Consider the following 24,528-nt stretch of genomic DNA (forward strand, 5'->3'; position numbering starts at 1 on the left):
GCGTTCGGGCGCCGGTCCCGCTTCGACGAGGAGTACGTCATGATCGACGGCCTGAAGACGATCGTCTACCCCGTCCACGACCTCGACCGGGCGAAGGCGCTGTTCCACGCCCTGCTCGGGGTGGAGCCGTACGCGGACACGCCGTACTACGTCGGTTTCCGGACCGGGACGCACGAGATCGGCCTGGACCCCGAGGGCCACGCCAAGGGCATGACCGGGCCGGTTCCCCACTGGAGGGTGGCCGACATCCGGGAGACCCTCGCCGCCCTGCTGGAGGCCGGTGCGAAGCCCGTCCAGGACGTGCGGGACGTCGGCGGCGGCGCGCTGACCGCCTCCGTGCGGGACCAGGACGGCAACCCCGTCGGCCTGTTCCAGGACGCGCCCGCCTGACCTGCCGCGGGAGGGCGGAGGGGGACACCCTTGCGCGTTCATTGAATATCGAACGAGTGTTACCGTTCGCACATGGGAGCGAACACGCCCGAAGCGCGGCTCGAGGAGCGGTGGCGTGACATCCTCGCGGTGCACGCGCGCACCCTCGGCGAGATCGACCGCGCGCTGCACCCGTACGGTCTGGGCGCCTCCGACTTCGAGGTGCTCGATCTGCTCGTGACCACCACGCCCCCGGACGGCGAGCAGTGCCGGGTGCAGAACCTGGCGGGCCGGGTCCACCTCAGTCAGAGCGCGCTGTCCCGCCTCATCGCCCGCCTGGAGAAGGACGGCCTGGTGGAGCGCGGCATGTGCCTGGAGGACCGGCGCGGCGTGTACGTGCGCCTCACGCCGAAGGGGCGCGAGCGGCACGCCGAGGCGCTGCCGGTGCAGCGCGCCGCCCTGGCCCGCACACTGGGCGGGTAGCGCGCGGGCCCGGCCGGCTCAGGGCCGGGCCAGCAGCGTGCGCACCCCCTCCGAGGTGAGCGTCAGACGGTGCTCGGAGCTGCCGTCGATGGTGAGCGACAGGTCCTCGGCCGGCCACTGGGCGGCGAGCGCGCCGAGCGGGACGAGCCGGTAGCGGGAGACGAACGGCAGCAGCCCGGCCATCTCCAGTTCGGACGTGAACACGGGCACCACCTGGGTGCCGCCCGGCTGCTCCAGCACCGGGAGGGCGACCGCGCCGGGGTCGGCGGCCTCCCCGTCGCCGGCGTCGTCCGGCACCGGGATCAGCACGTCGCTGTTCGCGAGGGCGTCCAGCGCCCTCGCGTCCTCGGTGTTCTCCGACAGTGTGTCCAGGGCCCGCTGCGCGGGCGTGGGGGCGTTGTTCTCGTGCGCGGGTGTTTCCATGACAGATCCCTGGTAGCGGCGGTCGTACGGCCCGCCCGGGACAAGATCCGGCCCGGGCACAGTGCTGCACGCGTACCCGTTCGCATGTCGCGCAACCCTTCGGGTGCCGGTGCGTCCATGAGCCTTCCGGCACCCCCTCCGGACCCGACAGCCCCCATGGCTATCATATGAGCACCCTCTAGCTCGAAAGATGATCCTGTGACTGTCAACGAAGACTCGTTCACCCGCTGGAAGCACCGCGAGGAGATCGCGGAGTCGATGATCCCGATCATCGGGAAGCTGCACCGCGAGCGGGACGTGACCGTTCTACTGCACAGCCGCTCCTTGGTGAACAAGTCAGTGGTCAGCATCCTCAAGACCCACCGCTTCGCCCGGCAGATCGCCGGCGAGGAGCTCTCGGTCACCGAGACGCTGCCCTTCCTGCAGGCGCTCACCACGCTCGACCTCGGCCCGTCCCAGATCGACATCGGCCTGCTCGCCGAGGCCTACCGCGCCGACGACCGGGGGCAGTCGGTGGCCGAGTTCACCGCCGAGGCCGTCGCCGGCGCGACCGGCGCCGACAAGATCGACCGCCGCGAACCGCGCGACGTCGTCCTCTACGGCTTCGGCCGCATCGGCCGCCTCCTGGCCCGGCTGCTCATCGAGAAGTCGGGGTCCGGCAACGGGCTGCGCCTGCGCGCGATCGTGGTCCGCCGGGGCGGTGAGCAGGACATCGTCAAGCGGGCCTCGCTGCTGCGCCGCGACTCCGTGCACGGTCAGTTCCAGGGCACCATCACCGTCGACGAGGCGAACAGCACGATCGTCGCCAACGGCAACACCATCAAGGTGATCTACGCGGGCGACCCGACGGAGATCGACTACACGGCGTACGGCGTCAAGAACGCCATCCTCATCGACAACACCGGCAAGTGGCGCGACCGCGAAGGGCTTTCGCTGCACCTGCGTCCCGGCATCGACAAGGTGGTGCTGACCGCGCCCGGCAAGGGCGACGTGCCCAACATCGTGCACGGCGTCAACCACGACACCCTCAAGCCGGACGAGCGGATCCTGTCCTGCGCGTCCTGCACCACCAACGCGATCGTGCCGCCGCTGAAGGCGATGGCGGACGAGTACGGCGTGCTGCGCGGACACGTGGAGACGGTGCACTCGTTCACCAACGACCAGAACCTGCTGGACAATTACCACAAGTCGGAGCGCCGTGGCCGTTCGGCGCCGCTGAACATGGTGATCACCGAGACGGGCGCCGCCTCGGCCGTCGCCAAGGCGCTGCCCGACCTCGACGCGACCATCACCGGCAGCTCGATCCGGGTCCCCGTGCCGGACGTCTCGATCGCGATCCTCAACCTCCAGCTGGGCCGCGCGACCGACCGTCAGGAGGTCCTGGACCACCTGCGCAACGTGTCGCTGACCTCACCTCTCAAGCGCCAGATCGACTTCATCAGCGCCCCCGACGCGGTCTCCAGCGACTTCATCGGCTCGCGCCACGCCTCGATCGTCGACGCCGGCGCGCTGAAGGTCGAGGGCGACAACGCCATCCTCTACCTCTGGTACGACAACGAGTTCGGATACTCCTGCCAGGTCGTCCGGGTCGTCCAGTACGTTTCCGGGGTGGAGTACCCGACGTACCCGGCCCCGGCGGTCTGACCCGGGGAGCCGGCAAGCGGAACGTACGCGACGACAGGGCGGGGGCGGGCGGGATGCCCGGCCCCGCCCAGGTCTGCCCGGCGTACCGGCGGTAAGGGGCAGATCGGTAACGATCATCCCGTCCGGGTTGCCGGGGCCCGTGGAGTTCCTAGTCTTCCGGCATGGCCCTCTTCAGCAGTCGTACCAGCAGACGCCCCCGTATCGTGCCCGCCCTGGACGACGCCGAACTGGCGCGCGTCCTGGGACGGCTGAGCAAGCGGAACGGGGGCGGCAGGGCCGCGGACGTCACCCTCGTGTCCTCCTTGCTGGCGGAGACCGGGGACGACTGGGACCGCCGCGCTCACCGGGTGTCCGTCCTGGCCGAGGCGACGGCCGACGCGGGAATCGCGGCGGCGTGGCTGGACAAGGAGCCTCGGAGCGCGGACGCCCTGGTCTTCCACTCCTGGTCCGCGCTGGCGCGCGGACTGCGGGACCGGCGTCTGGAGGACGCCGGGCAGCTGGTCTCCCGGTGCTACCAGGCCGCCGAGTGGAGGCCGGAGGATCCGCTGCCGTGGGTGGTCCTGCTCGGTGTGTCGCGGATCGAGCGTTACGGCCAGAACGACGTCAACGCCATCTGGCGGGAGGCCACCGGACGCGACCGCTGGCACCGTGAGGCGTATTTGCAGATGCTCGCGTACCTGTCGCCGGAGGAGGGGGGTTCCAGCGCGGCCGTCCTCGACTTCGTCGACGTGGTGCGCACCCGCATCCCGGCCAACGCACCGTGCGCGGCGGTCGAGCTGACCGCGGCCGTGCGGCAGTACCAGGGACTGCTGGCGCAGGGCGGGGTGCGGGCCATGACGGCCGGCCAGCTGTGGGAGGGCGGACAGATCGCCGCCGCGCTGGAGCAGGCCGCCGCGCTGTGGGCGAAGCCGGGCTTCCTCCAGCACGCGGCGGCGCAGGCCGATCTGAACGTACTGGCGTACGCGCTGTGCGCGGCCGGACGCGCCGTCGACGCGCATCACGTCTTCCAGACGCTGCAGGGCATGGTCACGCCCTGGCCGTGGAACACCGACGGACCCGCCGTCCAGCGGTTCGAGCAGCACCAGGCCAAGGCGGAGCGGGGCCGGCAGGGCGGCGTCGGCGGAGCGTGACGCCGCCGGCCGCCGCTCCCCCGTCAGTCCCGTGCCAGGACGGTGGCGACGGCCTCCCGCAGCACCGCCGCCGGGTCCGGTGCGGGCCCTTCGGAGCGCCAGGCGACGAAGCCGTCGGGACGGACCAGTACCGCACCGTCCGCGGTGATCCCGTGCGCCCGGGCCCAGTCGGCGCCGTCCTCGGGGGTCAGGTCCGCGTCGGGGCCGTCGCCCACCCGGTACGCGTCGAGCGGCACGGACAGGTCCTTCGCGACCTTCGCCGCCGCGGTGTGCCAGTCGCAGGCGCCGTCCGCGGCGCTCAGCAGCACGCACGACCGCTCGTACAGGTCGAGCGTGGAGATCCGGGTGCCGGAGCGGTCCAGCCACACGTGCGGGGCGCGGCTGCCGGGCTCGCCGGTCAGCATCACCCCGTCGGGGATGACCGGCGCCGCCGGGTCGGAGCCCAGGACCGCGCCGCGCGGGTAGCGGTAGCAGAGCGCCACGTTGAGGATGCCGCCCCCCTTCATGCCGGGACCGCCGGGACCGCCGGGACCGCCGGGACCGCCGGGACCACCGGCTCCGGGACCGCCGGCTCCGGGACCGCCGGATCCAGGGCCGCCGGGACCGCCGGGACCGCCGACTCCGGGACCGCCGGGGGCGGGGGCGCCGAGGGCCGGGGCGCCCGGGGCGGGCGTGTATCCGGGGTGGCTGTGCTCGCTCGAACGGGAGGAGGCACGGGCGCTTGTCGCCTCCGCGACGGGCCGGCGTTCGGCGTCGTAGGTCTCCAGCAGGCCGGGCGCGGCCCAGCCGCCGAGCACGGCGGCCAGCTTCCAGGCGAGGTTGTGGGCGTCCTGGATGCCGGTGTTGGAGCCGAACGCCCCGGTGGGCGACATCTCGTGGGCGGAGTCGCCGGCCAGGAACACCCGGCCGTCCGCGTACCGTTCGGCGACCCGCTCGGCGGCGTGCCAGGCGGCCCGGCCGGTGATCTCCACGTCGAGATCCGGCACGCCGACGGCCTTGCGGATGTGGGCGACGCACCGCTCGTCGGTGAACTCCTCGAGGGTTTCGCCGTGTTCGGGGTGCCAGGGGGCGTGGAACACCCAGTGCTCCCGGTTGTCGACCGGCAGCAGGGCTCCGTCGGCGTCCGGGTTGGTCAGGTAGCAGACGATGAACCGCCGGTCCCCGACGACGCCTGCGAGGTCACGGGAGGTGAACGTGAGACTCACGTTGTGGAACAGGTCGCCCGGGCCGTTCTGCCCGATGCCCAGCGACTCGCGGACGGGACTGCGGGGGCCGTCGGCGGCGACGAGGTAGTCCGCCCGGATCCTGGTGTGCTCACCGGTCTCCCGGCTCTTGACCAGCACCGTCACACCCTCGGCGTCCTGGTCGAAGGACATCATCTCCGTCCCGAAGCGCAGGTCCCCGCCGAGTTCGCGGGCCCCCTCGAGGAGCACCGGCTCCAGGTCGTTCTGGCTGCACAGGCACCACCCGCTGGGGCTGAAGCGGGCGATCCCGCCGCCGGGGTCGATCTCCTGGAGCAGCCACTCGCCCTCGTCGCCCACCAGGCTCGGGGTCTGCCAGATGCCGTGGTTGTCCGCCAGGACCGACGCGGCCCGGCCGATGCGCTGCTCGAGCCCGGCCGTCCGGAACAGCTCCATGGTGCGCACGTTGTTCCCCCGTCCGCGCGGGTGGATCGAGGTGCCCGCGTGGCGTTCGACGAGCGTGTGCGGCACGCCGAGGCGCCCCAGGAACAGCGACATGGACAGGCCCACCAGAGAGCCGCCGACGATGAGGACCGGCGTGCGGTGATCCGCCCGGCCGGCCGTATCCGATCGATTCATTGAAACGCCTCCAGCGTCGCCCTCGACGGGCTGTGGAAACAGGACGCACCTTTCATGCCCGGTGCGGGCCGCTCCTCGTCCCGGCGGCACCCGGATGACACGCGGTTCACCCGCCTGCCCCGTGGCGCTCGCGCACACCGGAAAGTCGCGGCAACGATCGACTCATGGCGACCCCGGCCCTTCGGACACGGCGGTCGTTCCCGACCTTCCGACGAAGAGGAGAGGTGCGCCGGATGACCATGTCGGCACGCGTGTCGCAGTCGGCGTTCGACGGCTCGAGGCTGCGGGTGATCCTGCTGCTCGACCTGTACGAGGGGGCCCAGGAGCAGTTCCTCGACGCGTACGAACACATGCGCAACAAGGTCGCTTCCGTTCCCGGCCACATCAGTGACCAACTGTGCCAGTCGATCGAGAACCCCTCGCAGTGGCTCATCACCAGCGAATGGGAGAGCGCCCTGCCGTTCCTCGCGTGGGTGAACAGCGAGGAGCACATCCAGATCGTCCGGCCGATGCACAGCTGCGTCCGGGACACCCGGTCGATGCGCTACAGCATCCTGCGCGAGACCCATCCGGACCAGCCGCTCACCACCGAGGCCGCGCGGGCGAGCCTGCAGAAGGCGGCCCGCGTGGGCACCGGGGTGACCCGCCACGCCATCACCTTCACCGTGAAACCCGGCTCCGAGTCCAAGGTCGTCGACATCCTGGCCAACTACGAGGCGCCCGAGGCGCGGATCAACGGCACCACACGCCTGCACCGCACCTCGCTCTTCATGCACGGCAACCGCGTCGTACGGGCCGTGGAGGTGGAGGGCGACCTGCTGGCCACCCTGTGCCACGTGGCCAGTCAGCCCCAGGTACAGGCCGTGGAGGAGGCCATCAACCCCTACCTGGAGCAGGACCGGGACCTGAGTGTCTCCGACTCCGCCCGGGTGTTCTTCACCCGGGCGGCCCTCCCCGCCATGCAGCACGTGGCGGCCGACCGCCCGCAACCCGACCACCTGCGGCGGCACATGCTGTACTACCCGGCCGTGGCGGGCCGCGGCCTGGAGCTGGCCCGGTTCCTCGCCCGGCAGGACGAGGCCGCGGCGAGCGACCCGGACAGCCCGGTGTACGCGAGCACCGTCTTCCAGCGCGACGACGTCGTGACCCGCATGATCGACGTCACGGGCGAACTCGACCTCGACCCGCTCTCCGCCCTCGGCGTCAAGGGCCCGGGCGGGGCGGCCGAGCTGGAGCGTCTCCTGGACGGCGCCGCGATCGGCGTCGAGGGCTCCCTGGACTCGGAGCGCACCCTGCACCGGCTCCTGGCGCACGCCGACATGGTGCCCGTCACCGACCGCACCTCTGCGCATTCCTGAAGGCCGACCGCGGTGACGTCCGCGGCGGTGCCCGCCCGGACGTCACCGGCACACCAGGAGGTAACACCCCCATGTCCAAACGGCATCCACGCATCGTGGACCTGAGCGAGACAGAACCCAACCGACGGCGCGGAGGTGATCTCAGGACCCTGCTCACGCCGACCAGCGTGGGTTCCACCAGCGGCTTCATGGGCCTGGCGATCATCAAGCCCGGCGAGCGCATCGGCGAGCACTACCACCCGTACTCCGAGGAGTTCGTGTACGTGGTCAGCGGCGCGCTCGAAGTGGACCTGGACGGCGAGCCGTTCGCGCTCCGCGCCGAGCAGGGGCTGATGATCCCGATCGACATGCGGCACCGCTTCCGCAACGTCGGCGACCAGGAGGCCCGCATGGTGTTCCACCTGGGCCCGCTCGCCCCGCATCCGAGCCTCGGTCACGTCGACACCGAGGAGAACGAGAGCGCCGTCTCCGGGCCGCAGCTGAAGGTCGGCGGTCCCGAACTCGGCCGGCCCGCCGAGCCGAGCGAGGCCATGAAATGACCCGCCGGGTGGCCGTCACCGGCATAGGTGTGGTCGCTCCCGGCGGTATCGGAGCGACGGCGTTCTGGGATCTTCTGGCGGCCGGCCGCACCGCGACCCGCGGCATCTCCCTGTTCGATCCGGCGGGTCTGCGCTCGCGCATAGCCGCCGAGTGCGACTTCGACCCGTTCGAGCACGGCCTGGACGCGGACCTGTGCCAGCACGCGGACCGCTACATCCAGTTCGCCGCGGTCGCCGCCGCCGAGGCCGTGCGCCACTCCGGACTCGACACCGGGGCCACGGACCCCTGGCGCACCGCGGTCTCGCTGGGCAGCGCGGTCGGCGGCACCACCCGGCTGGAGCACGACTACGTGCTGGTCAGCGAGGGCGGCCGGCGCTGGGACGTGGACCATCGGCGGGCGGAGCCGAAGCTGCACCTGGCCTTCTCGCCGAGCACGCTCGCCTCGGTCGTCGCCGAGCGGTTCGACGCCCGGGGCCCGGTGCAGACCGTCTCCACCGGCTGCACCTCCGGGCTCGACGCGGTCGGCTACGCCTTCCACACCATCGCCGAGGGCCGGGCCGACGTCTGCATCGCGGGGGCGTCGGACTCGCCGATCTCACCGATCACGATGGCCTGCTTCGACGCCATCAAGGCGACGTCGCCCAACAACGACGACCCCGAGCACGCCTCCCGGCCCTTCGACGCCCGCCGCGACGGCTTCGTGATGGGCGAGGGCGCGGCCGTGCTCGTGCTCGAGGAGTACGAGCACGCGCGGGCCCGCGGCGCGGAGATCCTCTGCGAGATCAGCGGTTACGCCACCTACGGCAACGCCTACCACATGACCGGTCTGACCAGTGAGGGGCTGGAGATGGCCCGGGCGATCGACACCACGCTCGACCAGGCCCGCATCGACCCCACGCTGATCGACTACGTCAACGCGCACGGCTCCGGCACCCGGCAGAACGACCGGCACGAGACGGCCGCCGTGAAGCGGTCCCTGGGCGCGCACGCCCACGAGACGCCCATGAGCTCCATCAAGTCGATGGTGGGGCACTCGCTCGGCGCGATCGGCGCGATCGAGGTGGTCGCCTGTGTCCTGGCGCTGAAGCACCAGGTGGTGCCGCCCACGGCGAACTACGAGACCCCCGACCCCGAGTGCGACCTGGACTACGTACCGCGCACCGCCCGCCCGCGGAAGCTGAACCACGTGCTCTCCGTCGGCAGCGGATTCGGCGGCTTCCAGTCCGCGGTGCTGCTGTCCGGGCCGGGTGGGAGGACACGATGAGCAATCGGCGCCCCGGGCGCGCGGCCGTCACCGGCATCGGTGTGGTCGCGCCCAACGGACTGCGGACCGACGCCTACTGGAAGTCCGTCCGCGAAGGCCTCAGCGTGCTGGACCTGATCAGCCGCGAGGGCTGTGACCATCTGCCGCTCCGCGTGGCGGGCGAGGTCCGGGCCTTCGACCCGGCGGCCCTCATCGAGGACCGGTTCCTGGTGCAGACCGACCGGTTCAGCCACTTCGCGATGGCCGCCGCCGCCCTCGCCCTCGACGACGCCGGACTCGGCGGCGAACCCGCCGATCCGTTCTCCGTCGGCGTGGTCACCGCCGCCGGGTCGGGCGGCGGCGAGTTCGGCCAGCGCGAGCTGCAGAAACTGTGGGGGAAGGGCTCCAAGTTCGTCGGCCCCTACCAGTCCATCGCCTGGTTCTACGCCGCGAGCACCGGCCAGATCTCCATCCGCGGCGGCCTCAAGGGGCCGTGCGGGGTGGTGGCGAGCGACGAGGCGGGCGGTCTGGACTCCCTCGCGCACGCGAGCCGGGCCGTGGGGCGCGGCACCGACGTCATGGTCGTGGGCGCCACGGAGGCGCCGCTGGCCCCGTACTCGATGGTGTGCCAGCTCGGCTACCCCGAGCTCAGCACCCTCGACGACCCCGCCCGCGCCTACCGTCCGTTCACCGAGAAGGCGTGCGGCTTCGTGCCCGCGGAGGGCGGCGCGCTGCTCGTCGTCGAGGACGAGGACCGGGCCCGCGAGCGCGGGGCGCCCGTGCGGGCCTTCGTGGCCGGCCACGCCGCCACGTTCACCGGGGCCTCGCGCTGGGCGGAGTCCCGGGAGGGCCTGGCCCGCGCGATCCGCGGCGCCCTCGACGAGGCGGGCTGCGCGCCGGAGGAGATCGACGTCGTGTTCGCCGACGCCCTGGGCGTCCCCGAGGCGGACCGCGCCGAGGCGCTGGCGATCGCCGACGCCCTGGGAGCGCACGGCACCCGCGTCCCGGTCACGGCGCCCAAGACGGGCATCGGCCGCGCCCACTGCGCGGCGCCCGTGCTGGACACGGTGGCCGCGGTGCTCGCCATGGAACACGGTCAGGTGCCCCCGACACCCAACGTGTTCGACATCTGCCACGACCTCGACCTGGTGATGTCGCGCGCCCGCCCCGCCGAGCTGCGCACCGCCCTGGTCCTCAGCAGGGGACTGATGGGCTCCAACGCGGCGCTGGTCGTGCGCCGCGGTGACGATTCCGCCCGTTAGGACCGGGCGGGGAAGGAGCAGGCACCCATGATCACCTCCGAAGTGACCTTCGACGAGCTGGCCTCGCTGATGAAGCAGGCGGCCGGCATCACCGTCGACCCCCAGGAACTGAAGCAGTCGGCGGAGTCCCCCTTCGACGTCTTCGGTCTCGACTCGCTCGGCCTGCTCGGCATCGTCGGCGAGCTGGAGAACCGGTACGGCACGTCGCTTCCCCCCGACTCGGAGCGCTGCCGGACGCCCCGGGAGTTCCTGAACCTCGTCAACAGCACCCTCACGGCTGGAGCCTGAAAGTGGCCGGACACACCGAGAACAGCATCACCATCGACGCCCCCTTCGACCTCGTGTGGGAGATGACCAACGACCTGGAGAACTGGCCGCGGCTGTTCAGCGAGTACGCGTCCGTGGAGATCCTCTCCCGTGAGGGCGCCACGACGAGGTTCCGGCTGACCATGCACCCGGACGAGAACGGCAAGGTGTGGAGCTGGGTGTCGGAGCGCACTCCGGACCGCGAGAAGCGGACCGTCCGCGCCCGCCGTGTCGAGACGGGCCCGTTCGCCCACATGGACATCGTGTGGGAGTACGCGGAAGTGCCGGGCGGGGTGCAGATGCACTGGACGCAGGACTTCGCGATGAAGCCCGACGCCCCGGTCGACGACGACTGGATGACGGACAACATCAACCGCAACTCCCGTACCCAGCTGGCCCTGATCCGGGACCGGATCGAGCAGGTCGCCCGCGACAGCGAGAGCGCGTCCGTCGCGTCCTCGCGCTGAACACCGGCCCAGGAAGGACACCCGATGCACCACGCCCTCATCGTCGCCCGGATGAAGCCCGGTTCGGCGCCGGACATCGCCGACGTGTTCGCCGACTCCGACCGGGGTGAACTCCCCCGTCTGGTCGGTGTCAGCCGGCGCAGCCTCTTCCAGTTCGGCGACGACGTGTACCTGCACCTGATCGAGTCCGAGCAGGACCCGGCCCCGGCGATCGCGAAGGTCGCCGGACACCCCGAGTTCCGCGGCGTCAGCGAGCGGCTGGAGGCGTACGTCAGCCCGTACGACCCGGCCACGTGGCGCGGCCCCAAGGACGCCATGGCGCAGTGCTTCTACCGCTGGGAGCGGAGCGCCGGCTCCTGAGCGGGCGGCGCCGACACCCCGAGGCCGCCGGTCCCGCGTCAGTCGCGGAGCCGGCGGCCTCGGGGTGTGCGGGCGCCTCCGGTCAGCCGGGGACGGTGCACTCGAAGGCGTGGAGATAGGCGTTGACCGGGCTGACGCCGCCGATGACGAGGCCCGCGCCGGTCAGCCGGTCGACCATGCTCCGCCGGGTGTGCTTGGCCCCGCCGACGTTGAGGAGCAGCAGCAGGTCCATGGCGGTGGTGAACCGCATCGACGGGGTGTCGTCGACGAGGTTCTCGATGACGACGACCCGGGCCCCGGGACGTGCCGCCGCGCGGACGTTGGCGAGCACCCGGCGGGTGCTGTCGTCGTCCCACTCCAGGACGTTCTTGATGATGTACACGTCGGACCGGACGGGGACGTCCTCGCGGCAGTCCCGGGCCACGAGCTCGACCCGGCCGGCGAGCGCGCCGCCCTCGCGCAGCCGGGGGTCGGCGTTCTCGACGACGCCCGGCAGGTCGAGCAGGGTGCCGTGGAGGTGGGGGTGCTTCTCCAGGAGACCGGCCAGGACGTGCCCCTGGCCGCCCCCGATGTCCACGACGGAGGAGGCGTCGTCCAGGTCGAGCAGCCGGGCCACGTCGCGCGCGGACTGCTCGCTGGAGGTCGTCATGGCCCGGTTGAACACATGGGCGGACTCGGGGGCGGACTCGTTGAGGTAGGTGAAGAATTCCTGGTCGTACACGTTCTCGAAGACGCTGCCGCCCGAGCGCACCGCCTCGTCGAGCAGCGGCCAGACGTTCCAGGTCCACGGCTCGGTGCACCACAGGGCGATGTACCGCAGGCTGTGCGGGTCGTCCTCGCGCAGCAGCCGGGACATCTCGGTGTGCTCGAAGGTGCCGTCGGGGTTCTCGGCGAAGACGCCCTGGCAGGTCAGGGCGCGCAGCAGCCGCCGCAGGGTGTGCGGCTGGGTCTTCACCGCCGTCGCCAGGTCGTCGACGGTCATGGGGGTGTCGTCCAGCGCGTCCGCCACGCCCAGGCGGACGGCCGCGCGTACGGCGGCGGCGCACGCCGCCCCGAAAACGAGCTCCCTCAGCCGCATGGGCGGCGGGGGAGCCGGATCAACGGTGGTCATCCGTTGCCTCGCTTCTGCTGTCGTGCAGTCGGTGGGGGTGCGATGGGCGGGCCGGTCAGCACATGCCCGCGGGTTCGGAGAGCGTGCAGGTGTTGCGGCTGAACGTGTTGGTCTCGGCGGTGTCCCGGTCGGCCAGGTCGGCCGGGCTGTTGCCGGTCACCAGGTTGTCGCGGATGTCGTTGCGCTCACTGGGGGTGCCGACGAAACTCTTGAAGAGCACGATGCCGCCGGAGAGCGGGGAGGCGCCCTTGTTGTCCTCGACCCGGTTGTAGGCGACCAGGGTGTCCTCGGCGCCGGTGAGGACGATGCCGGAGCCCTGCAGGAAGGGCAGCCGGGGCGTCTTGGGGCAGTGCTTGTTGTTGGCGTGGATGTAGTTGCGCGTCACGCTCAGGTCGCCGGCGCGCGGCTTGGTCTCGTCGCCCACCACGAACACGGCGGCGCAGTTGCCGGTGGCCTCGTTGCGGTCGACGCTCAGGTTCCGCAGCCGGCGCACGGTGACGCCGATCCGGTTGCCGGTCGTCCGGTTGTACCGGATCACGGTCCGCTCCGCGTCCCGGGCGCCCTCCTCGGTGTCGACGGTGTTGGACACGAACAGTCCGGCGTCGCCGTTCTCGCGCAGGAGGTTGTGGCTGAGCGTGCTGTGGACGGAGCGTTCCTCGGCGATGCCCCACTGGCCGTTCTTCTCCGCCGCCACGTGCGTGACCCTCAGCCCGTCGGTACCGGTGGCCCACAGCCCGTTCCTGGCGAAGCCCCGCACCGTCAACGACCGTACGGTGACGCCCCGGAGCGGGCTCTTGTCGGTGCCGGTGACGCAGACGCCGTTGCCGGCCTCGGCGCAGGCGCCCTTGCTCTTGCTCTTGCTCTTGCTCTTGCCGGCGTCCTCGGCGGGCGCCAGGACGGTACGGCCGGCGCCGTGGCCGCGCAGGGTCAGGTCCGGCACCTTGATGTCGACGCTCTGCCGGTAGGTGCCGGGCGCGAGGAGGACGACGTCCCCCGGCTCCGCGGCGTCCACGGCCTTCTGGATCGACTGGCCGGGCTGTACGCGGTGCACGGTCGGATGGTGCGCCGACGGGGCGGCCCCCAGCCCCGCGGCCACGGCGGCGGCGGTACAGGCGAGAAGCGCGATGTGTCGTTTGTTCATGGACCGAAGCTATGAGCGGGGGTTGGGCCCCGCCACCGGTGATCACCCAGGTGGGCCGAGGCCCGTACCTGACGGGTGATCACCCGGTCGGCTCACCTCTCGTGGGCGACGGCGGTCTCCCCCGGCGGCGCGACCGGGGGCGGCGCGGGGGCTTGTGTTCCGTCCTTCCGGAGGGCTCTGCTTCCCGCGGGGTGGCTGTGTGGCTACCGCACATGTGGTCGGCGCACAGGTGGGTGCGGCGGCCGCTCGTGGTGTCCGTCGGGGAAGTGGATCTCCATCGTCCCCTCTCCCGCCGTGCGGACCGTGGTTCCCGTGAGCGGTGCCCGGGGGTCGCCGTGCACGGCGGGGTCGGTGGAGAGGACGTGGCGGACGTGCCCCTCGACGCCGTCGGGCCGGGCGCCGGAGTGTCCGGTGCGCCTCGGGAGGCGGCAGGGGACGAGGCCGGGCGAGGCGTACGGCAGGAGGCTGATCGGCAGGTGGCCGGCGGCCTCCCGGCGGGCGCGGGTGCGGCCGGTGAGCGGCGGGCGTCTTCGCCGCGGCCCCTCCCCGGACGGATCCCGGGCATCTCGGGGGCGAGCGACGGTGTTCGAGCGCGTACGGGGACGGGCCGCCCACCGTGCGGTGGGCGGCCCGTCCCCGTGGTGCGTGTCCCGCCGGTCCGGTTCCGGGTCAGACGACCGGGGTCGTCCGGTCCTGGTCCGGTGCGGCGCCCGCGGCGGCGGCCTCCTCGGCGAGGCGTTCCATGCCGCTGGTGGTCTTCAGCGGCTTCTCCTTCAGGAACACGACGGCGACCAGGGCCAGCAGGGCGAACGGCGTGGCGACGAGGAACAGCTCGGCGGTGGCGACACCGTAGGCGTGCTCCACGATCTCCCGCATCGGGGCGGGCAGCGTGCTCATGTCCGGGACGCTGTGTCCGCCGCCCGAGCCGCCCTCGGCCCCGCCGGCGGCGCCCGCCTTCTCCAGCCCCTTGGCCGTCTCGTCGGCGACCCGGTTGGCGAGGATCGCGCCGAGGACGCTGGTGCCGATCGTGCCGCCCATGCTGCGGAAGAAGGACAGCACCGAGGTCGCGGCGCCCAGCTCGGCCGCGGGGACGTCGTTCTGCGCGGCGAGCACCAGGTTCTGCATCAGCATGCCGACGCCGACGCCGAGGACGGCCATGTACAGGCTGAGCAGTCCGAAGTGCGTGTCCGCGTCGATCAGGGAGAGCAGCGCGAGGCCGACGGTCATGACGACCGCGCCGGCCACCAGGTAGCCCTTCCACTTGCCGGTCCGGCTGATCAACTGCCCCGCGACGGTGGACGACACCAGCAGACCCAGGATCATCGGCAGGCTCATCAGACCGGCGACGGTCGGCGACTTGCCCAGGGACACCTGGAAGTACTGCGAGAGGAAGACGGTCCCGCCGAACATGGCGACACCGACCAGGAGGCTGGCCACCGTGGTCAGGGTGACCGTGCGGTTCCTGAAGATGTCGAGTGGGATGACCGGCTCGTCGGCGCGGGCCTCGACGAGGACCGCCAGGACCAGCAGCAGCACGCCGCCGAGCACGAGCGCGGCGGTCTGCCACGACGCCCAGTCGAACTGGTTGCCCGCCAGCGAGACCCAGATGAGCAGCGCGCAGACACCGGCGACGATCAGGAAGGCGCCGAGCCAGTCGATCCTCACCTGGCGCCTGACGGTGGGCAGCTTCAGCGTGCGCTGCAGCAGAGCGATGGCCAGCAGGGCGAACGGCACGCCGATGAAGAAGCACCAGCGCCAGCCCAGCCAGTCGGTGTCCACCAGCACACCGCCGATCAGCGGTCCGGCCACGGTGCCGACGGCGAACACGGCGCCGAAGATGCCGGAGTACTTGCCCAGTTCCCGGGGCGGGATGACGGCGGCCATGACGACCTGCGCGAGCGCGGTCAGACCACCCGCGCCGATGCCCTGCACGACCCGGCTGAAGATCAGCAGCGTCGTGTCGTGGGAGAAGCCCGCCAGCAGCGAACCGATCACGAACATCAGCAGGGAGAGCTGGAGCAGCAGCTTCTTGTTGAACAGGTCGGACAGCTTGCCCCACAGGGGCACCGTCGCGGTCATGGCCAGCAGTTCGGCGGTGACGACCCAGGTGTAGGAGGACTGGCTGGCGCCCAGGTCGGCGATGATCGTCGGCAGCGCGTTGGAGACGACGGTGCCCGCCAGGATGGCGACGAACATGCCGGCCATCAGGCCGGACATGGCCTGGAGTATCTGCCGTTGGGTCATGGAGGCGGGAGGCGCGTCGACGGGCGCCGGGGGTGAACTCACGGGATCTCTTTCGGACGATGGTCGAACGGTCACGCGCGCGGAGTGGGCGCCGGCGGGCGCCGGCGCGCTCGTGGGCGCGGAACGGACAGCGGGGGCGGCGGCCGCGGCGGAAGGCCGGGCGGCCGGGCGTGGGGGTTACGCGGGAGGCGCCGGGAGGCCGGCGGCCAGGAGCGCGAACACCTCCTGGAAGACGTCGAGGAAGGCGGCTTCCTCCTGGCGGGCGCACCAGTGCTCCACACTGATCCGCACCGCGGTGCCCGCCACCGCGGCCAGCAGCCGGGGGTAGAGGTCGAGTGCACCGCGCCGTTCCTCGTCGGTCGCAAAGGCGGGCGGGGGCGCGGATGCCGTCGCCCCGCCGGCGCGGATGCGCGCGGCGACGACCTCGGCCAGTTCGGTCTCGTCCGCCATGTGCGCGCCGAGCGTGCGGACCAGCAGGTGCGGCGAGGCGTGCAGCACCCGGGCGTGCAGCCGCCACAGCTCGTGCTGCTGCTCCGCCTCGGCGAGTTCGGCCGCCATGGCCTCGCGCAGGGCCTGGAGCGGGGAGAGCGCGGCCGGCGCGTCGAGCACGGCCTGCCGCATCCGCGCGCCCGCCTCCGCGTCGATCACGACGAAGGCGTCGTCGCGGGTGTCGAAGTAGTTGAAGAAGGTCCGCACGGACACCCCGGCCGCCGCGCTGATCGCCTCGACGGTGACCTTCTCCGCACCGTGTTCGGCGGCCAGCCGCACGGCGGCCTCGGCGAGAGCGGCACGCGTCGCCCGCTTCTTCCGCTCCCGCAGCCCGCCCTGCGCGGCACTCTTCTCCGACATGCCGTGCATGCTATGCAAAGATGCACACTCTGCAAAATTACCTCCGCGCGGCGGTGTGAGATCCGTCCCGGACGCCCCGCGCGAGGGGGACCGCCCCGATACTCGACACGGCGGCGGGCCGGCCGCCCGCGCGCCGCGGAGGAGCGGGGAAGGACGGACGATGGCGAACTCACGGTCCGGGGAGACGGTCACCGAGCGGATCGTCCGCGTCCTCGAGACGTTCGACGCCGACCGGACCGTGCAGACGACGGCGGAGATCGGACGGCGCGCGAGGCTGCCGTCGTCCACGGCGCACCGGGTCGTGGCCGGTCTCGTGGAGTGCGGGCTGCTGGAACGGGACGAGGAGCAGCGGGTGCGGCTGGGCATGCGGCTGTGGGAGCTGGCGCTGCGCGGCTCCCACGCCCTGCGCCTGCGGCAGGCGGCCCTGCCGTTCATGGAGCGGGTGCAGGCCCGGGTCCGGGAGCACACCCAGCTCGCGGTGCTGGAGAACGGCGAGACCCTCTTCGTGGAGCGGCTGTCCCATCCGCACGCGGGCGCGAACATCACCCGGATCGCCGGACGGCTGCCCCTGCACGCCTCGTCGTCGGGGCTGGTCCTGCTCGCCCACGGCCCGGAGGAGCTGCGGGAGCGGGTCCTCGCCGGGCCGCTCGAGGCGGTGTCGCCAAAGACCGTGACCGACCCGGCGCTGCTGCGCCGCGTCCTGGCGGGCGTCCGGCGTGACGGCGTCGTCGTGGCTCCGGGGACGGTCGAGGCCGTCTCCACGGGCGTCGCCGTACCGGTGCGCGAGGGACGCGGGCGGGTGGTCGCCGCGCTGTCGGTCGTGCTCCCCCGCTCCACGCCGACCGGTCCCGCGGCCGAGGCGCTGCGTTCCGCCGCCGCGGGCATCTCGGCGGCGCTCGGCGCGCGCCGCCCGTAGCCGACGGCCGGGCCGCGGGGGCGGGGGCGGGGGATCCGATTCCCGTTGAATGGGAAGGACCGTCGTCAACAGGGGCGGACCGACGCCAGACTCCCTGCCACCCCCTCGGCCGTCGAAGGAGACGACATGCCCGTACGCACCCGAGTCGCCGTCATCGGGGCAGGCCCCGCCGGTCTGCTCCTGTCCCACCTGCTCGGTCGCCACGGCATCGAGTCGGTCGTCGTCGACTCCCGAAGCCGCGAGGAGATCGAGACCACCATCCGGGCCGGCATCCTGGAGCAGGGCACCGTCGAGATCCTCAGCGAGACGGGGGCCTCGGACCGGGTCCTCACGGCCGGGCGGAAGCACGAGGGCATGGAGCTGCGCTTCGACGGCGAGGGCCACCGGATCGACTTCGCCGCGACCGTCGGCCGGGCGGTGTGGCTCTATCCGCAGCACGAGGTGCTGAAGGATCTGGTCGCCGCGCGCCTCGCCGCCGGCCAGGACCTGCGCTTCGGGGTGACCGCCGAGCGCGTGGAGGACGCGGAGACGAACCGGCCGCGCGTCGTGGCCAGGGACGCCGAGGGCGGCGCCGTGGAGATCGAGGCCGACGTCGTCGTCGGCGCGGACGGTTCCCGCAGCGTGGCCCGTGAGGCCGTCACGGGCACGTACGGCGGCTACTTCCGGGAGTACCCGTTCGCCTGGTTCGGCATCCTGTGCGAGGCGCCGCCCAGCGCCGAGGAGCTGATCTACAGCAACTCGCCGGACGGCTTCGCCCTCATCAGCCAGCGCGGCCCCGGCGTGCAGCGCATGTACTTCCAGTGCGACCCGACGACGGATCCCGGGGCGTACGGCGAGGAACGGCTGTGGGAGATCCTGCGGTCGCGCGTCCCCGGCATCACCCTCAACGAGGGCCGCGTCTTCCAGCGGGACGTGCTCCGTTTCCGCAGCTTCGTCGCGCACGAGATGCGCCGGGGCCGGGTGGTGCTCGTCGGCGACGCGGCCCACACCGTGCCGCCCACCGGCGCCAAGGGCATGAACCTCGCCGTCGCCGACGTCGTGGTCCTCACCGAGGCGCTGCGCGCGCTGCTGCTCGACGGGGACGAGTCCCTGTTCGACGCCTTCCCCGACACCGCCCGGAAGCTCATCTGGAAGGCGCAGCACTTCTCCTGGTGGATGACGAGCATGCTGCACCTGCAGCCGGGGGCGGGCGACTTCGACCGCATGCGCCAGATCGGCGAGCTGCGCTCGGTCGTCGAGTCGGAGGCCGGCCGCGCGTACCTCGCCGAGGGCTACACCGGCCGGCCGCTCGGGTGACCGCGGGGCGGCCTACGTCTCCCCGGCCGCCGCGCGGAGGGCGTCGAGGACCGGGCGGATCAGCGGGTGGTCCTCGGCTCCGCGGCGTACGGCGGCGAAGACGCGGCGGGTCGGGGCCACCCCGTCGACCGGGCGGACGACCACACCCGTGAGGTCCGTGCCGCGCAGGGCCGAGCGGGGCACCAGGGCGACGCCGGCGTCCGCCGAGGCGAGGGCGACCACCGCGCGGAAGTCGTCCGAGGAGTGCTCCATGCGGGGCTGGAACCCGGCGCTCTCACAGGCCAGTACGACCACGTCGTGGCACGGGTTGCCGGGATACGGGCCGATCCACGGGTCCTTGGCCAGCTCGGCGAGCGGCACCTCGGCGGTGTCGGCCAGGCGGTGGGTGACGGGGACGACCGCGTCGAAGGGCTCGGCGTACAGCGGTACGTGGGCCAGCCGCGGATCGTCGGCGGGCGGCGCCCCGCGGTACTCGACCGCCACGGCGACGTCGACCTGCCGGTCGAGGACCATCGGCAGGCTGGCGTCCCCCTCGGCGTCCTGGACCCGGATGCGGATGCCGGGCGCCGATCCGGTGAGGCGGACCATCGCGGGGGCGACGACCTGGGCGATCCCGGTGGCGAACGCGGCGACCGTGACCGTGCCGGCCTCCCCCGAGCCGTAGGCGGCCAGCTCGGCCTCGGCCCGCTCCAGCTGGGCGAGGACGGCGTGGGTGTGACCGAGCAGGATCTCGCCGGCGGGGGTGAGCCGTACGCCCTTGGCGCCGCGCTCGACGAGGCGGTGGCCGGTCTCCTGCTCGAGGGCGGCGAGCTGCTGGGAGACGGCCGAGGGGGTCAGGTACAGCGCGGCGGCCGCCGCCGTGACCGTGCGGTGGTGCGCCACCGCACGGAGGATGTGGAGCCGCCGCGCTTCGATCATGGACGCGATTGTCTCAAATCGCTCGGTGTGCTCCGCTCAGGCGTCGAGCTCCGCCCGGGCCGCCACGAAGGCGTCCACCGCGCGGTCCACGTCCTCGGTGGAGTGCGCGGCGGACAACTGGACGCGAATGCGGGCCTGGCCCTGCGGGACGACGGGGTAGGAGAAGCCGATCACGTACACCCCGCGCTCCAGCAGCAGCTCCGCCATGCGGCCCGCCTTCGACGCGTCGCCGATCATCACCGGGGCGATGGCGTGGTCGCCGGGCAGGATGTCGAAGCCCTCCTCGGTCATCCGGCGGCGGAACAGGGCGGTGTTCTCGGCCAGCCGGACGCGCAGGTCGTCGGCCGACTCCAGCAGGTCGAGGACCTTCAGCGAGGCGGCGGCGATCACCGGGGCGAGCGTGTTGGAGAACAGGTACGGGCGGGAGCGCTGGCGCAGCAGGGCGACGATCTCCGCGCGGGCGGCGACGTAGCCGCCGGAGGCGCCGCCGAGCGCCTTGCCCAGGGTGCCGGTGACGATGTCGACGCGGTCCATGACGCCGTGCAGCTCGGGGGTGCCGCGTCCGCCGGGGCCGACGAAGCCGACGGCGTGCGAGTCGTCGACCATGACCATGGCGCCGTGCCGGTCGGCGAGGTCGCAGATCTCGTCCAGCGGGGCGACGTAGCCGTCCATGGAGAAGACGCCGTCGGTGACGATCAGCGTGCGGCGCGCGCCGCCCTCGGCGGCCTCCTTGAGCTGCCGCTCCAGGTCGGCCATGTCGCGGTTGGCGTAGCGGAGGCGGCGGGCCTTGGAGAGGCGGATGCCGTCGATGATCGACGCGTGGTTCAGCGCGTCGGAGATCACCGCGTCCTCGGGGCCGAGCAGCGTCTCGAAGACACCGCCGTTGGCGTCGAAGCAGGAGGAGTAGAGGATCGTGTCCTCCTGGCCGAGGAACGCCGACAGTCGCGCCTCCAGCTCCTTGTGCACCTCCTGGGTGCCGCAGATGAAGCGCACGGACGCCATGCCGTAGCCCCAGCGGTCCAGGGCCTCGTGGGCGGCGGCGACCACCTCGGGGTGGTCGGCGAGGCCGAGGTAGTTGTTGGCGCAGAAGTTGAGGACCTCGCCCGGGCGGCCGCCGGCGGTGACGTTCACGGTGGCGGACTGGGGGGTGCCGATGACGCGCTCGGGCTTGTGCAGTCCGGCGGCGCGGATCTCGTCGAGGGTGGCGCGCAGGTCGTCGCGCACGGAGTCGAACATGTCGGGAAGCTCCTAGGGAGGCGGATGGCTTACGCGGTCCAGTCGAGGATGACCTTGCCGCCCCTGCCGCCGGCCGCGTCCTCGAAGGCGGCGTCGAAGTCGCGGTAGGAGTAGCGGCCGGTGATCACCGGGGCGAGGTCCAGGCCGCCTTCCAGCAGCACCGACATGGCGTACCAGGTCTCGAACATCTCGCGGCCGTAGATGCCCTTGATGGTGATCATCGAGGTGACGACGCGGGCCCAGTCGACGGGGAACTCCTCGGCCGGCAGGCCGAGCATCGCGATGCGGCCGCCGTGCGTCATGTTGGCGATCATGTCCCGCACCGCCTCGGGGCGGCCGGACATCTCCAGGCCGATGTCGAAGCCCTCGCGCAGGCCGAGGGTGTGCTGCCCGTCGGCGATGGTCGACTCGGCCACGTTCAGCGCCAGGGTGGCGCCGATCTTGCGGGCGAGTTCCAGGCGCTCCTCGCTGACGTCGGTGATCACGACGTTGCGCGCACCGGCGTGCCGGGCCACGGCGGCGGCCATCAGGCCGATCGGCCCCGCACCGGTGATGAGGACGTCCTCGCCGACGAGCGGGAAGGAGAGCGCGGTGTGCACGGCGTTGCCGAACGGGTCGAAGATCGCGGCGACGTCGAGGTCGACGGGGACCCGGTGCACCCACACGTTGCCGGCGGGGAGCACGACGTACTCGGCGAAGGCGCCGTCGCGTCCGACGCCGAGGCCGACGGTGGCCCGGCACAGGTGGCGGCGGCCGGCCAGGCAGTTGCGGCACTTGCCGCACACCAGGTGGCCCTCGCCGCTGACCCGGTCACCGGTCTTGACGTCGGTGACGTCCCGGCCGGTCTCCACGACCTCGCCGACGAACTCGTGCCCGAGGACCAGCGGGGTGCGGATCGTCTGTCGCGCCCAGCCGTCCCAGGACCGGATGTGCAGGTCGGTGCCGCAGATACCGGTGCGCAGCACCTTGATCAGCACGTCGCCGGGCCCGACGGCGGGCTCCGGGACGTCCGCGAGCCACAGCCCGGGCTCCGCCTTCTCCTTGACCAGCGCCTTCAACGCTACGGCTCCTGAGGGTGAGTCCCGGCCCCCGGGCACGCCGAAGCGGCCCCGGTCCGGGAGGAGGAGTGGAATCGCATTGCAATCTGCCGTACAACACCCTCACCGGTCCATCGAGGTTTTCTTAAGCGCGGCCACAGCTTTCCTTCACGCCGTCACCCGTCCGGCCCCGTGCCGCGCAACGTCACGGCGGCAGCCCGGCGTCCTCCCGGCGCTCCAGCCGTTCGACGAGATCCGCGGCCCGCGCCTTGATGGCGGCGAGCCCCGGCTGCCCCCAGGCGCGTGGCCGGATGTCGGTGACCGACACGGTGCCGAGCACCATGCCGGTGCGGTCGATGAGCGGTGCGCCCAGGTAGGAGCGGATGCCGAACTCGTCCACCACCGGGTTGCCCGCGAACCGCGGGTAGTCGCTCACGTCCTCCAGGACCAGCGCCTTGCGGCGGGCCACCACATGGGGGCAGAAGCCGTGGTCGCGGGGCAGCACCCGGCCCAGCAGGGCGCCGGTGCCGTCGCCCCGGACGGCGGGTGCGACGGGCGGGGTGTGCAGGCCGGCGAAGAACTGTCCTTCCTCGCCGGGCAGGTTGACCATGGCGTACGGCGCTCCGGTGAGTTCGGCGAGGCCGTACGCGAAGGCGTCGAGCGCGGGCTCGGGGTGCTCCCCCAGTCCCAGCCGGCGCAGTCTGCGGGCACGCTCCGGCGCCTGGCCGTCCTCGGGGGTGAGCAGCAGACGACCTGCCGGGCGGGGCGGGTCGTAGCTCATGGGCGGGCTCCCGGGTGGTGGGGGAAGGGCATACAGGGGCTCCGAGGGTGTGCGGGGATCACATAGGGGCGCCGTACCCGGTCGCGGCGACCGGGACGTGGGCGATGAGGTGACGGACCAGGGTGAGCAGGGTCTGTACGCCGGAGCTGGAGATACGGGCGTCGCAGCGGACGACGGGGATCGCCGCGGGGAGGTCGAGGGCGGCGCGCACCTCCCCGGGGTCGTAGCGGAAGGCGCCGTCGAACTCGTTGACGGCGACGATGAATCCGAGACCGCGTTGCTCGAAGAAGTCGACCGCCGCGAAGCACTCCTCCAGGCGCCGGGTGTCGGCGAGGACGACCGCGCCGAGCGCGCCCTCGCAGAGCTCGTCCCACATGAACCAGAACCGTTCCTGGCCGGGGGTGCCGAACAGGTACAGCACGTGCTGCGCGTCGAGGGTGATGCGGCCGAAGTCCATGGCCACGGTCGTCTCGACCTTGTTCTCGATGCCGTCGAGGTTGTCGGTGGCGGCGCCGGCCGTGGTGAGGAGTTCCTCCGTGCTGAGGGGCGCGATCTCGCTGACCGCGCCGACGAAGGTCGTCTTGCCCACGCCGAACCCGCCCGCCACCAGGATCTTGAGTGCGGTGGGGAACGGGTCGTCGCCGCGGTCGGCGCCGTCGAGGCGGTCAGAGCTGTCGTCGTAGTCCATCGAGCACTGCCTCCAGAAGGGCCCGGTCCGTCGGGTTGTGGTGGAACGCGGGGGGCTTGTCGGTCAGCGCCCCGCATTCGACGAGGTCCGCCAGCAGTACCTTGGTGACGGCCACCGGCAGCCTGAGGTGGGCGGCGACCTCGGCGACCGGGACGGGGGCGCGGCACAGGTCGAGGGCCTGCGCGTGCTCGGGGCCGAGATGGCCGAGAGGAGTGGCGCCGGTGACCCTGACCTGCGACATGAGGTCGAGGGCGACGGTGGGACGGGTGCGGCCGTCGCTGATCGTGAAGGGACGCACCAGCCGTCCGGCCGCGTCGTCGAGCCAGGGCCCGTCACCGGCCGCCGTCACGCTCAAGGCCTCATCGCCGGCGGTTCGACGCCCTGCTGGCGGGGGGCGGTCACCAGGTACGGCCGTACGGACTTGACCAGCATCGCCATCTCGTAGCCGAGCACCGCCGCGTCGGCCTCGCGGCCGGCCATGACGGCGAGGCAGGTGCCGGAGCCGGCGGTGGTGACGAACAACAGGGTCGAGTCGAGCTCGACGACGACCTGCCGGACGTCACCGCCGTCACCGAAGCGGACGCCGGCGCTGCGGCCGAGGGAGTACAGGCCGGAGGCCAGGGCGGCCATGTGGTCGGCGGCGTCCGGGTCGAGGCCGTGCACGGACTTCACCAGCCCGTCGCAGGACAGCAGTACGGCGCTGTCGGTGTGCGGTACGCGTTGCACGAGGCCGCTCATCAGCCAGTCGAGGTCGGATACCTGGACGGTCGGCGCATCGCTCGCCATGGTGGATCGACTCCTTGGGGTACGAAGGTCTGCGGGAGCGCTGGGGGTGGTGCCGGTCATCCTGTGGGGGTGCTCCCGTCGTGCCGGGCGGGGTGGTGGGCGGGGGGTGCGGCGGGGGGC

Annotated in this window: 26 protein-coding genes; 13 read left to right on the top strand and 13 right to left on the bottom strand. The window is 72.4% G+C overall.

Features of this window, described 5'->3' with window-relative positions; genetic code table 11:
- Nucleotides 1-39: 39 nt before the first annotated feature.
- Together ADK41_RS17745 and ADK41_RS17750 are read left to right on the top strand one after the other, a co-directional pair.
- Complete coding sequence (locus tag ADK41_RS17745) at nucleotides 40-390, top strand: VOC family protein (RefSeq protein WP_030830007.1); 351 nt, start codon at nucleotides 40-42, stop codon at nucleotides 388-390.
- Between the two features lie 72 nt (nucleotides 391-462).
- Nucleotides 463-852 carry a MarR family winged helix-turn-helix transcriptional regulator gene (locus ADK41_RS17750; RefSeq protein ID WP_030830004.1) on the top strand — a complete coding sequence of 130 codons (390 nt, stop codon included), beginning with the start codon at nucleotides 463-465 and terminating at the stop codon, nucleotides 850-852.
- 18 nt (nucleotides 853-870) lie between these two features.
- Here ADK41_RS17750 and ADK41_RS17755 read toward each other — a convergent pair whose 3' ends face one another.
- The gene (locus ADK41_RS17755; protein WP_030830002.1) at nucleotides 871-1,275 is read right to left on the bottom strand and encodes an SseB family protein; all 405 of its coding nucleotides are present in this window, start codon (nucleotides 1,273-1,275) and stop codon (nucleotides 871-873) included.
- 198 nt (nucleotides 1,276-1,473) lie between these two features.
- On the opposite strand from ADK41_RS17755, the gene ADK41_RS17760 reads away from it, so the two are divergent.
- Nucleotides 1,474-2,919 (top strand): glyceraldehyde-3-phosphate dehydrogenase, encoded by a 1,446-nt coding sequence (locus ADK41_RS17760; protein ID WP_030829999.1) that lies wholly within the window; start codon nucleotides 1,474-1,476, stop codon nucleotides 2,917-2,919.
- A gap of 161 nt (nucleotides 2,920-3,080) precedes the next feature.
- Nucleotides 3,081-4,049, top strand: coding sequence for a hypothetical protein (locus tag ADK41_RS17765; RefSeq protein WP_030829997.1), 969 nt, complete (start codon nucleotides 3,081-3,083; stop codon nucleotides 4,047-4,049).
- A 23-nt stretch (nucleotides 4,050-4,072) separates the two neighbouring features.
- Here the strand turns inward: ADK41_RS17765 and ADK41_RS17770 are convergent, their stop codons facing one another.
- Nucleotides 4,073-5,869, bottom strand: a complete 1,797-nt coding sequence (locus ADK41_RS17770) for an FAD-dependent oxidoreductase (RefSeq protein ID WP_030829994.1) — start codon at nucleotides 5,867-5,869, stop codon at nucleotides 4,073-4,075.
- A 233-nt stretch (nucleotides 5,870-6,102) separates the two neighbouring features.
- Between ADK41_RS17770 and ADK41_RS17775 the strand changes: the two genes are divergently transcribed.
- The 7 genes from ADK41_RS17775 (at nucleotide 6,103) to ADK41_RS17805 (ending at nucleotide 11,405) form a co-directional block, all read left to right on the top strand.
- Nucleotides 6,103-7,227 (top strand): SchA/CurD-like domain-containing protein, encoded by a 1,125-nt coding sequence (locus ADK41_RS17775; RefSeq protein ID WP_030829991.1) that lies wholly within the window; start codon nucleotides 6,103-6,105, stop codon nucleotides 7,225-7,227.
- Between the two features lie 71 nt (nucleotides 7,228-7,298).
- Nucleotides 7,299-7,766 carry a cupin domain-containing protein gene (locus ADK41_RS17780; RefSeq protein ID WP_030829988.1) on the top strand — a complete coding sequence of 156 codons (468 nt, stop codon included), beginning with the start codon at nucleotides 7,299-7,301 and terminating at the stop codon, nucleotides 7,764-7,766.
- Entirely contained in the window at nucleotides 7,763-9,031 is a 1,269-nt protein-coding gene (locus tag ADK41_RS17785; protein ID WP_030829985.1) for a beta-ketoacyl-[acyl-carrier-protein] synthase family protein, read from the top strand. Before ADK41_RS17780 ends, ADK41_RS17785 begins: the two co-directional genes overlap by 4 nt.
- Entirely contained in the window at nucleotides 9,028-10,272 is a 1,245-nt protein-coding gene (locus ADK41_RS17790) for a ketosynthase chain-length factor (protein WP_030829982.1), read from the top strand. Before ADK41_RS17785 ends, ADK41_RS17790 begins: the two co-directional genes overlap by 4 nt.
- Nucleotides 10,273-10,299: 27 nt before the next feature.
- The gene (locus ADK41_RS17795; protein ID WP_030829979.1) at nucleotides 10,300-10,560 is read left to right on the top strand and encodes an acyl carrier protein; all 261 of its coding nucleotides are present in this window, start codon (nucleotides 10,300-10,302) and stop codon (nucleotides 10,558-10,560) included.
- Between the two features lie 2 nt (nucleotides 10,561-10,562).
- On the top strand, nucleotides 10,563-11,045 hold the full coding sequence (locus ADK41_RS17800) for an SRPBCC family protein (RefSeq protein WP_030829976.1): 483 nt from the start codon (nucleotides 10,563-10,565) through the stop codon (nucleotides 11,043-11,045).
- 24 nt (nucleotides 11,046-11,069) lie between these two features.
- Nucleotides 11,070-11,405, top strand: coding sequence for a TcmI family type II polyketide cyclase (locus tag ADK41_RS17805; RefSeq protein ID WP_030829973.1), 336 nt, complete (start codon nucleotides 11,070-11,072; stop codon nucleotides 11,403-11,405).
- An 82-nt stretch (nucleotides 11,406-11,487) separates the two neighbouring features.
- On the opposite strand, the gene ADK41_RS17810 is transcribed toward ADK41_RS17805, so the two are convergent.
- The 4 genes from ADK41_RS17810 to ADK41_RS17825 form a co-directional block, all read right to left on the bottom strand.
- Nucleotides 11,488-12,516: a methyltransferase gene (locus ADK41_RS17810; RefSeq protein ID WP_030829971.1), complete on the bottom strand. Its 1,029-nt coding sequence runs from the start codon at nucleotides 12,514-12,516 to the stop codon at nucleotides 11,488-11,490.
- 55 nt (nucleotides 12,517-12,571) lie between these two features.
- A complete protein-coding gene (locus ADK41_RS17815; protein WP_030829968.1) occupies nucleotides 12,572-13,657 on the bottom strand; it encodes a right-handed parallel beta-helix repeat-containing protein in 1,086 nt (361 codons plus the stop codon).
- Between the two features lie 669 nt (nucleotides 13,658-14,326).
- Entirely contained in the window at nucleotides 14,327-15,901 is a 1,575-nt protein-coding gene (locus ADK41_RS17820; protein ID WP_167353475.1) for an MDR family MFS transporter, read from the bottom strand.
- 177 nt (nucleotides 15,902-16,078) lie between these two features.
- Nucleotides 16,079-16,759, bottom strand: a complete 681-nt coding sequence (locus tag ADK41_RS17825; RefSeq protein WP_030829962.1) for a TetR/AcrR family transcriptional regulator — start codon at nucleotides 16,757-16,759, stop codon at nucleotides 16,079-16,081.
- A 151-nt stretch (nucleotides 16,760-16,910) separates the two neighbouring features.
- On the opposite strand from ADK41_RS17825, the gene ADK41_RS17830 reads away from it, so the two are divergent.
- Both ADK41_RS17830 and ADK41_RS17835 read left to right on the top strand, forming a co-directional pair.
- On the top strand, nucleotides 16,911-17,666 hold the full coding sequence (locus tag ADK41_RS17830) for an IclR family transcriptional regulator (RefSeq protein WP_030829959.1): 756 nt from the start codon (nucleotides 16,911-16,913) through the stop codon (nucleotides 17,664-17,666).
- Nucleotides 17,667-17,792: 126 nt separating this feature from the next.
- Nucleotides 17,793-18,962 (top strand): 4-hydroxybenzoate 3-monooxygenase, encoded by a 1,170-nt coding sequence (locus ADK41_RS17835; protein WP_030829956.1) that lies wholly within the window; start codon nucleotides 17,793-17,795, stop codon nucleotides 18,960-18,962.
- Nucleotides 18,963-18,974: 12 nt separating this feature from the next.
- Here ADK41_RS17835 and ADK41_RS17840 read toward each other — a convergent pair whose 3' ends face one another.
- From ADK41_RS17840 to ADK41_RS17870, 7 genes are all read right to left on the bottom strand, one after another.
- Complete coding sequence (locus ADK41_RS17840) at nucleotides 18,975-19,880, bottom strand: LysR family transcriptional regulator (RefSeq protein ID WP_030829953.1); 906 nt, start codon at nucleotides 19,878-19,880, stop codon at nucleotides 18,975-18,977.
- Between the two features lie 36 nt (nucleotides 19,881-19,916).
- On the bottom strand, nucleotides 19,917-21,116 hold the full coding sequence (locus ADK41_RS17845) for a glycine C-acetyltransferase (protein ID WP_030829950.1): 1,200 nt from the start codon (nucleotides 21,114-21,116) through the stop codon (nucleotides 19,917-19,919).
- Between the two features lie 29 nt (nucleotides 21,117-21,145).
- Complete coding sequence (gene tdh / locus ADK41_RS17850; RefSeq protein WP_030829947.1) at nucleotides 21,146-22,174, bottom strand: L-threonine 3-dehydrogenase; 1,029 nt, start codon at nucleotides 22,172-22,174, stop codon at nucleotides 21,146-21,148.
- 184 nt (nucleotides 22,175-22,358) lie between these two features.
- Nucleotides 22,359-22,934: a GAF domain-containing protein gene (locus tag ADK41_RS17855; RefSeq protein ID WP_030829943.1), complete on the bottom strand. Its 576-nt coding sequence runs from the start codon at nucleotides 22,932-22,934 to the stop codon at nucleotides 22,359-22,361.
- A gap of 58 nt (nucleotides 22,935-22,992) precedes the next feature.
- Nucleotides 22,993-23,622 carry a GTP-binding protein gene (locus tag ADK41_RS17860; RefSeq protein ID WP_030829940.1) on the bottom strand — a complete coding sequence of 210 codons (630 nt, stop codon included), beginning with the start codon at nucleotides 23,620-23,622 and terminating at the stop codon, nucleotides 22,993-22,995.
- Nucleotides 23,600-23,971: a DUF742 domain-containing protein gene (locus ADK41_RS17865; protein WP_030829938.1), complete on the bottom strand. Its 372-nt coding sequence runs from the start codon at nucleotides 23,969-23,971 to the stop codon at nucleotides 23,600-23,602. The genes ADK41_RS17860 and ADK41_RS17865 overlap by 23 nt, the downstream gene beginning before the upstream one ends.
- A 2-nt stretch (nucleotides 23,972-23,973) precedes the next feature.
- Complete coding sequence (locus ADK41_RS17870; protein ID WP_030829934.1) at nucleotides 23,974-24,408, bottom strand: roadblock/LC7 domain-containing protein; 435 nt, start codon at nucleotides 24,406-24,408, stop codon at nucleotides 23,974-23,976.
- Nucleotides 24,409-24,528 lie beyond the last annotated feature (120 nt).

Origin of the sequence: Streptomyces caelestis, assembly GCF_001279005.1 — a bacterium.
GTDB lineage: Bacteria > Actinomycetota > Actinomycetes > Streptomycetales > Streptomycetaceae > Streptomyces > Streptomyces heliomycini.